This window comes from Sphingobacterium sp. UBA865 (assembly GCF_002295765.1).
Taxonomy (GTDB): Bacteria; Bacteroidota; Bacteroidia; order Sphingobacteriales; family Sphingobacteriaceae; genus Sphingobacterium; species Sphingobacterium multivorum.
On sequence record NZ_DBGB01000024.1, the window covers coordinates 1 to 8,465 of the forward strand.

10 protein-coding genes are annotated in these 8,465 nt (G+C 37.6%); 3 read left to right on the plus strand and 7 right to left on the minus strand.

The genetic code is table 11. The annotated features are described in order from the left end of the window. Positions 1–112: 112 nt before the first annotated feature. Genes B2O97_RS14225 through B2O97_RS14240 form a run of 4 tightly spaced genes read right to left on the minus strand, consistent with a single transcriptional unit; the run spans position 113 to position 2,909 of the window. The gene (locus B2O97_RS14225) at positions 113–1,486 is read right to left on the minus strand and encodes an alpha/beta hydrolase family protein (protein WP_286767593.1); all 1,374 of its coding nucleotides are present in this window, start codon (positions 1,484–1,486) and stop codon (positions 113–115) included. 12 nt (positions 1,487–1,498) lie between these two features. After that, positions 1,499–2,083, minus strand: a complete 585-nt coding sequence (locus B2O97_RS14230) for a hypothetical protein (RefSeq protein ID WP_070570371.1) — start codon at positions 2,081–2,083, stop codon at positions 1,499–1,501. Next, positions 2,073–2,567 (minus strand): hypothetical protein, encoded by a 495-nt coding sequence (locus B2O97_RS14235; RefSeq protein WP_139145106.1) that lies wholly within the window; start codon positions 2,565–2,567, stop codon positions 2,073–2,075. The genes B2O97_RS14230 and B2O97_RS14235 overlap by 11 nt, the downstream gene beginning before the upstream one ends. 42 nt (positions 2,568–2,609) lie before the next feature. Beyond that, positions 2,610–2,909, minus strand: coding sequence for a DUF2089 family protein (locus B2O97_RS14240; protein ID WP_286767594.1), 300 nt, complete (start codon positions 2,907–2,909; stop codon positions 2,610–2,612). A 123-nt stretch (positions 2,910–3,032) separates the two neighbouring features. On the opposite strand from B2O97_RS14240, the gene B2O97_RS14245 reads away from it, so the two are divergent. After that, complete coding sequence (locus B2O97_RS14245) at positions 3,033–3,773, plus strand: lysophospholipid acyltransferase family protein (RefSeq protein ID WP_286767595.1); 741 nt, start codon at positions 3,033–3,035, stop codon at positions 3,771–3,773. A gap of 1 nt (position 3,774) precedes the next feature. On the opposite strand, the gene B2O97_RS14250 is transcribed toward B2O97_RS14245, so the two are convergent. Together B2O97_RS14250 and B2O97_RS14255 are read right to left on the minus strand one after the other, a co-directional pair. Then, on the minus strand, positions 3,775–4,839 hold the full coding sequence (locus B2O97_RS14250; RefSeq protein WP_083296134.1) for a glycosyltransferase family 2 protein: 1,065 nt from the start codon (positions 4,837–4,839) through the stop codon (positions 3,775–3,777). 49 nt (positions 4,840–4,888) lie between these two features. Next, positions 4,889–5,863, minus strand: coding sequence for a lysylphosphatidylglycerol synthase domain-containing protein (locus B2O97_RS14255; protein ID WP_286767596.1), 975 nt, complete (start codon positions 5,861–5,863; stop codon positions 4,889–4,891). A 100-nt stretch (positions 5,864–5,963) separates the two neighbouring features. Here B2O97_RS14255 and ruvC point away from each other — a divergent pair, with 100 nt between their 5' ends. Beyond that, complete coding sequence (gene ruvC / locus B2O97_RS14260; protein ID WP_046674896.1) at positions 5,964–6,530, plus strand: crossover junction endodeoxyribonuclease RuvC; 567 nt, start codon at positions 5,964–5,966, stop codon at positions 6,528–6,530. On the opposite strand, the gene B2O97_RS14265 is transcribed toward ruvC, so the two are convergent. Beyond that, positions 6,531–7,577 (minus strand): hypothetical protein, encoded by a 1,047-nt coding sequence (locus B2O97_RS14265; RefSeq protein ID WP_046674895.1) that lies wholly within the window; start codon positions 7,575–7,577, stop codon positions 6,531–6,533. Positions 7,578–7,965: 388 nt separating this feature from the next. Between B2O97_RS14265 and B2O97_RS14270 the strand changes: the two genes are divergently transcribed. Next, positions 7,966–8,439, plus strand: a complete 474-nt coding sequence (locus tag B2O97_RS14270) for an Lrp/AsnC ligand binding domain-containing protein (RefSeq protein ID WP_046674894.1) — start codon at positions 7,966–7,968, stop codon at positions 8,437–8,439. Positions 8,440–8,465: the final 26 nt, after the last annotated feature.

Here is an 8,465-nt window from a genome sequence, read left to right on the forward strand (position 1 = left end):
GGTTGGTGTAATATAGTCAGGGCCATTTAATAGAACATTAAATGGCCCTGATCTTTTACCCCTATTTGATCCGGAAAGAAATACTAAAACTCGCGGCCTTCAGTTCATTAAATCAATTTGTCTTCAATTTAAGCCATTTCGTAAGGTCATCCATCAATTGTTCATTAAAACTCTCTGAGTTTTCAAAATATTCTTCGATTTTTCCAGTTTGCGCATGCTGAAAAAGGTGATTCAAATTGGGATAATCCTTAATGGTGACGTCAGTAGTCTTTAAGTGCAGGTGTTGGAGACAATAAATGTTTTCATTTGCAGGAACTTGGACGTCCTTTCCGCCAAATGAAGCAAAAACCGGTATTTTTAGCTGCTTCAGATAATAAGCCGGATCGATACGAAGAAACGTTCTAAACCAGGGGCTCATCATTGGACTGAGTTTAATTTTCATATCAGCAGTCAGGGGATTACCGTTATTTTGCTGAATAAGTTCTTTTTCCAACGATTCGGCCAATGCCTTTGGTGGCGCATCTTCCAATAGAATAGTATACAATCTTCGATTATTTGCTTTATTGGTCTGTAATGCTGCTTCAGATAATCCGCCCGCTTTTCCTAAAGCATAACTCTGTAAGATCAGTAAAGAATCTCCTTTGATCACAGGGCCAGACAAAAGTGCAATATACTTTACCTTACTGTTCTCGGATGCCACTATTTCGGCAATTAGGGCTCCCTCACTATGCCCGATCATTCCGATTTTATCCACATCTACTATAGCTTTTTTGCTGAGAAAATCAACTGCAGCATTGGCATCAGAGGCAAAATCAATTGTTGTCGCTAAATTCACTTCTCCTTTAGAGCCGCCTACCCCTCGATCATCGTAACGTAATACAGCAAAACCGTTTTTGGTAAGATGATCTGCAAGCACCTTAAATGGCCTGTGACCAAACACTTCAGAATCCCTATTCTGCTGACCGCTACCGTTGACCAACACCAATGCGGGGAATGGTCCACCATTTTTAGGATAAGTCAGAGAGCCCGTAAGAACTGCATTGCCGGCACTATTTTTAAACGAAACTTCCTCTTCCGCATAGCTATAAGGAGGAAAAACATCCTGCTTACGAGAAAGCCCACTCTGTTCATTCTCGCTTCGTACTAAAATCATAGCAGATTCAAAGGGGCCTTGTTTCATCACCCCTTTCATAACATCTTTATCCCGATCCAAAAAGCCCGCATACAGAAGACCTATATTCTTAACATCCATCCAAATGGAATCGTGTTGAATACGTATTTGATTGATTGGAAATTTCTGCGCTGTTTGCATTGGACTCTCAAAGGTACCATTCCACTTCCCTGCACTATCTTTTTGAATATTGAATACCAGTAGCAGCTTCTGCCCTGAAACCTCAACCTCGCCCTTCCATGAGCCATCAAATGTCTGCGCATGGGTACATGAAAAATGAAAACAAATGATAAATAGGTATAAAATTTTTCTCATTGTCGTTTTTTACTAGAAATTAAACTGTATGCATAAATCCAATATAAAATATAATGCCACAAATACCATACTGATTCCAATCTTCTTATTATTAACGGCTACATTCATACCCTTAACCAATAAATAGAACTGATAGCATAGCAATAACAAACTGATGATTCCAAACATGCCAAACAAGAGCATCTCCGTTTTATCAACTCCAACCAATGTATGATCGTCGCTTTGCACTGCCTTTAAGACTTCATCCGTAAATTTGTCCTGGTTTAACAATTTCCCTAAAAATAAGGCAAGATAGAGCGGAAATGGTATAATCAGAACGACATTTATGACATCGATGATTCTGGTCTTTCTGTTCAATAACATCCCAGTACCGTAAAGAAGTGTAAAAGGAGCCAAAACCATACAGGCATGAACGCCCAATACAGCCCATATCGAAATCACCCTATCCGGTTGATAGAAATGCATAAAACCATTGAACTGCTGGCCCGATAAATAAATAACATAGCTTGATAACAAAAATCCGATAACACCAGCAAAGAATAACTTCCACTCTGGGAATTCCGCAAATGGATTCTGAAAAATCTGTTTAACTTTCATTTTTTAAGAATTGAGATAAGTTCAGCTGTTCAATCGCAGCCGGATTTTGGGTTCCAATAAGTAATATCTTACCAGTTTCCAATGTAAGTTGCAACCCCATATTACCACGAGCTGAAAAAGCCAGACCTCTCACCCCCCTCCTCAATCCCCATCCACCAAACTCACCGATCGGGTTATAGTTTCGTACCTGAATAGCACGGATATCTGCCCAAAGCGTCCTTTTACGATAGAAATTAAATGGGAAAAAATAGACTTCAATTCCATCTTCACGAATAATAGTTTTTAATCGTAGTATGCCAAATAACCCCCACAATACCAAATTGATCCAAAATCCTGGTAATTGAAATAATGGAACAAAATCCAACTGCAAGATATCATGCCAGTGCACAGAAAAACTGGCTACACTGACCGTTAAAAGGATCAAACATAATAACCAGCTAAAAAAAGATTGGCTTTCGGTAAAAAGCGTATTATTTTTCATCATGACATCATTCTTTGTTCATCAATCATTCGATTTCCCTCGCCACTAAATATTTCTATTTCTGCCAACACTATTTTTATTCATAAGAGCTTTCACTTTTTGAATCAGATCATCCAGGATATTACGAACTGTCGGATAGGATTTTCCCATTTGGTTTGCCATTTCCTTTAAACTTCCTGAGTGTATCAAAAAATTCAGAACAAATTCTTGCTCCTCAACAGTAAGTTGCATTAACACGGGTAATGAAAACTTTCCAACAACTTCGGTTTCACAGGAGTCACACACCAATTTAGCGACTTTTAACTTCGCTTCACAACAAGGGCAATCAATCGGTATTTTTTTCATTAAATAATAACTATATTAATATTATTAAATATAACATTAATAATATTAAAACAAAACACTATAAAATCAATATTTTTTAAAAACCACTGCTTAATGATATATTTGTATCATTAAATAACATTTATGAAGAAGTTTTTAGGCTATTTCCTATCTATAATATTTTGGTTTTGTTTTGGTTTATCCTTGATTATCTTCCACCCTATACAGTGGTTATGTTTAAAGCTGGGTGGATATAATGCACACAAAAAGAGTGTGGATATATTAAATGCCTGTCTCGTTGCCTGCTATTACACCCTATTCAATCGGGTGACGTTTATCGACAATAAAAATATTCCAACAGGGCAACCCATAGTCTTTGTAGCCAATCACCAAAGCACCTTTGATATTCCGCCAATGATCTATTTTTTACGCAGGTTTCATGGAAAATTTATTTCTAAAATTGAACTTGCCAGCGGTATACCTAGCATCTCCTTTAACTTAAAACATGGTGGTGCCGCAAATATAGATCGCAATGACCCCAAACAGTCTATTGCTGAGATATTGAAGCTTGCCAATAATATGAAAACCAAAAACTGGTCCGCGTTTATTTTTCCAGAGGGAACAAGATCGAAAACCGGAAAAATGAAGGCCTTTCATGTTGGCGGAATTGCCACATTACTAAAGAAGAATCCGAACGCACTCGTTGTTCCTATCGCCATCACAGGATCATATGAAATGGTACAATATGGGATGTATCCATTAACCCCATTTCTTCATATGACCTGGGAGGTTCTAAATCCTTTGGATACGGAGGGCAAGAATATTGATGAGATCGTTAAATTAGCTGAGGAAGCTATAAAACTAAAGGTCGAAAAATTGCAGTAAGCTACTTGACCTGCCTTCCTTTCCAGTCATACTTCCCAACATTACCCAATATGCCGATATAAGCTAGATAAAGGATATGAGCCAGGCTTAATAAAGGAAGATACCATAAGAGTTCATTTCTGCTTGCGAACCTGGTTAAAGGTTGAATAAAAAGAAATTCGACAGTCATCTTCAATAACAACGCGAACAGTACTACCCAAGCAACAAATTTCACACCACAGAGCGCAAGAACTGCAGCAACCAATATCAATAAGTTGAAAAACCAAATGGAAATCCCCAATGCGATGACACCTTTATTTTTATATTTGGTACTTTTTGAAGCCCAGCGTCTACGCTGACTAATGAATGATTTCAAATCTGGTTTTGCATCTGTATAAACAACGGCATCTTGTGATTTACAAAAGATTATACGATCGGGATATTGTTCTGCTACCTTATGTAAAAAAAGTTCATCATCTCCGGATGCAAGCTCATCAATCCCTTTAAATCCGCCCATTTGTTTAAAAATATCCTTTCGATAGGCCAAATTCGCTCCATTACAGGTCGTTGGTTTTTTATTACCAATACCTGCAGCGCCCAAACCTATCAAATACAAAAATTCCAGGGTCTGCAGTCGTTCAAAAAAACTCTTTTCTTCTGAATACACTACTGGAGAAGATTGTAGATAGGCACCTTCTTTCTCAAATGAACTGATAACTGTCTTTAGCCAGTTCGACCCCATGCGGCAGTCAGCATCTGTAGTGATAATAATTTCGCCATGACAGCAATCTATCGCTCTTGAAATTGCTAATTTCTTGTAGGAATTCAAACGGCCATTTTCGTTCAATTGAATCAGCTTGACACCTTTTTCTTCATATTCTTTCACAATCAAAGACGTACTATCGTCCGAATGGTCATCGATAATAATTAACTCCAGGAGCTCTCTAGGATAATTTTGCCCTAGTATCGATTCAATGGTGCGCCTAATATTTAACTCCTCATTCCGCGCTGCGATAATGACAGATACAGTCATTGTTGGCCTAACAGTATTGTTAGGCTCCGAAAGCAAGAACCAGCCTCTGCGCATCCATAAAACTAGAATTACGTATACGCAGGCAAAAATGATCAATAAATAGTTAAGAATTTGTATCACCGAAAAAATTTATCTTAAAAACAAAAATAGAACCAAATATAGCTGGAAGAATCAAATTGACGAACCAAATACAGGAAACAATAGCCATTACAGCAATTTCCTGTGTGGTAATATAACTATATAGATTGCTTGCAACGAAACTTCTAACACTGAAATCAAAAATATCCAATGTAGGTAGCGCTGCCTGCACAAAAAATAGGATAAAAATCATCAGAACCATGGATAAAAGCGGTAACTCAGGTAGCGTTAGCTTCATCAAGATGATATACTGAGAAGTAAAAATGACAAATCGCGCCAAAGAATTTAAAAGAACAATACGGAGCTCGCGCATTGAATAGTGTTCCAATACTTCAAAGAAAGGCTTAATCCGTTTCAAAAACTTAATTTTGCCGACCAATAAATCGATCCATTTTACATTGAAATATAAGATGACAAATCCTCCGGCATAAATAATTGCAAGTAGCCATACACCAAATTGTACGGTTAAAGGAGTTGAGAGAAATTTACAGATAAACCAAGCGATACTTAATGATCCCGCAACGCTTGTGAGCACCAATTGTGCAAATAATCCAACGCCCATCGCCACGGCTCCTTTTGCCCGATGTTGAGGCTGTAAAAAAAGAACGCGTCCACCATACTCTCCAATCCTATTGGGAGTAAAAATAGCCCAGGTAAGTCCGCAAAAAACGGATTGGAAGGCCTGCCAAAATGAAATACGTTCCAGTTTAGAGGCAAGATACTGCCATTTAACGACTTCAAGCAACCAATTTACAAGCATTAACACCACGATCAAAAACAGGGTCCAAACAACAGAATGTTGTTCTAAACCTGCTACTAGGGTTTTAAACTTCGCAATATTACTTTTATCAGATACTTTCACGGCAATATACCAGGTCGCCAGGGCGAAAACCAGCATCTTCAATAAAAGACTGATGTATTTTTTTTGTCTTCCAGTCAACTTTCGATAATTAGAGAGCAATGTTACTAAATTTTAGCCAAATGATTAAGTTTTGTCGAATGCAATCCGCGAATAAAACGCAAAATTTGTAATATTGTATATGCAGAAGGAAAAGGCGAAAGAAAGAATAATTTTAGGGATCGACCCCGGTACCGTTGTACTGGGATATGGCATCATCAAAGAAGTTGGCAATAACATATCCTTGATCTCAATGGGGGTCATCAAAATGGGACATTTAGACGATCATGCTCTAAAACTACAACGTATTTTCAAAAAAACTTCGGCTTTAATGCAGGAATATAATCCCGACTGCGTAGCCCTTGAATCACCATTTTATGGCAAAAACATACAGGTCATGCTCAAACTAGGGCGAGCTCAAGGTGTTGCTATGGCGGCGGCGCTGGCGCAAGATATTCCGATCTTTGAATATTCTCCAAGAAAGATAAAACAATCCGTTACAGGAAATGGAAATGCGACAAAGGAGCAGGTTTCCGCTATGCTAAAAAATCTATTAAAATTTGAGGAAACACCACAATTTTTAGATGCCACCGACGGATTGGCAATTGCTGTCTGCCACTCGTTTCAGAAAAATGCAGTATCAGGCAACAGTAAGTCGTACACGGGATGGTCCGCCTTTATCAAAGATAACAAGGATCGAATCAAGTAATCACATTTGCACCTGACGAATCACATTCTTCACATTCAATTCCACAATATCCGTCATCGTTTTACACTTGAGGTAGGAGTTGTTCTGATAAAATTCAGCATAGCCCTCACGTAACTGTTTGATATTCTCCTGGGTCGAGAGCACCTGCGTTTGCGAGGCATCCCTCAGATCAGCGATCCGATGTCTTTCGCTTCGAACTCTATGCACAATAGAGGAACGCTCCTCTTGTTGGTATTGCAGTACTGTTTTTTCATTGAGATGTTCCATCGCCAGTTTGACATAGGGAAGATTCTCCTTAAAAAATTGCGGCATATATACCTTCGGATTTCCTTCATAAAACTGCTGGTCAAAATCTATTGCCCGAATTCGAAACTGGAAATCATCAAAATCTGGTGTAATCTGCATCACGAAATTGTATGCCCGCATATCCCCCAACAACGTAATAATACATCGCTCATTAAACTTGACAAATTCCTTGGAAATCCGGGTCAGATTATAATCAGGCGAGAACATACGTGTTTTCGAAAAAGTGTCTCCCGGAATTCCAACAATATGTTCCTCAACCAAGGTATCATGGTCTACCATATAATTCACCTGATTGGGCGACAATATTTCTTCCAACTCCAGTCCATATATTCTTGATGCATCGGCCTGCTTGATGTAAAAATAATCATACACATCATTTAAACGGTTCACGATACGAATACGAAAGGGTTTCGTATTGCCAAAGCCGCAGTACTCGACACGATCAATATATTTATGCTGGACGATTCGCGTATTACCTGATGCTTTCAATTTAGCATAAATCACCTTCAACCCGTCATATAATTGGTCAATGAGATATTGTGGATACAGTGGAGTCTCCCAAAAAGTATCGTTGCCAAATTTATCCATAACAGGTACTGTCTCCGTAAAATTCAGTAGATCCTTATATCCTATAGGCAATTTTTCATCTCGCTGATACAGCTTAAGGTATTTATGAAGTCCTTCCCCTACTTCAAAAATCGGCTTCTTTTTCGAAATCTTTACATCTTGAACTTCTTCCATCGCTATTCCGTATTTGATTTTTCGTTTATTCAAACATCACACGGTTGGCTACATTTTTAACCTAACAACCGCTAAATACGAACTGATTAGATTGTTAATAGGCCAACTGCATTTCCTACTTCTTAAAAAGGCAATACTAAATTAATTTATCATAATCCTGATATCAAACATGAAAACAATCACTTAACCTATAATAAGATCACCATGAAACAATTATAATCACTTTCAATCAAAAACATATAACATTATCAATATGAATAAGTATTTTTTATTAAATTTACATCTATAAACCGAAAATTCTTAGTAATTTTGAAATAAATTTAATTATTTTAGCTATTGGTCCGATTTTGATGCAACGGCCAATTAATGAACACAAAAACCATTGTTAATGGAAAATCAATATGCAAACTATGATCTAGACAATTTGGATATCCAAATCTTGTCTATTCTAATGAACGATGCCTCTATTCCTTATACAGAAATAGCAAAAAAGCTAATTGTATCAGGTGGTACAATTCACGTTAGAATGAAGAAGATGGAAGAACTAGGTATCATTAGAGGGTCAAATCTAATTATCAATCCTCAAAAAGTCGGATTTGATATCACGGCCTTTTTGGGTATCTATCTTGAAAAAGGTTCACAATATGCAGATGCGGTAGATAAATTGAAAGAAATCAAAGAAGTGGTCGAATTACATTATTGTACTGGCCAATACAGTATTTTTGCAAAAATCATCTGTAGAGATACAGTTCACCTCAGAAAAGTATTGAATGAAGATATTCAATCCGTACCTGGGATTCAACGTACCGAGACGATCATCTCTCTCGAAGAGAGTATCAAACGTCAAATCAGCTTAGTCTAGTATAAAAAAAGAGGCTGTCTCAAAAA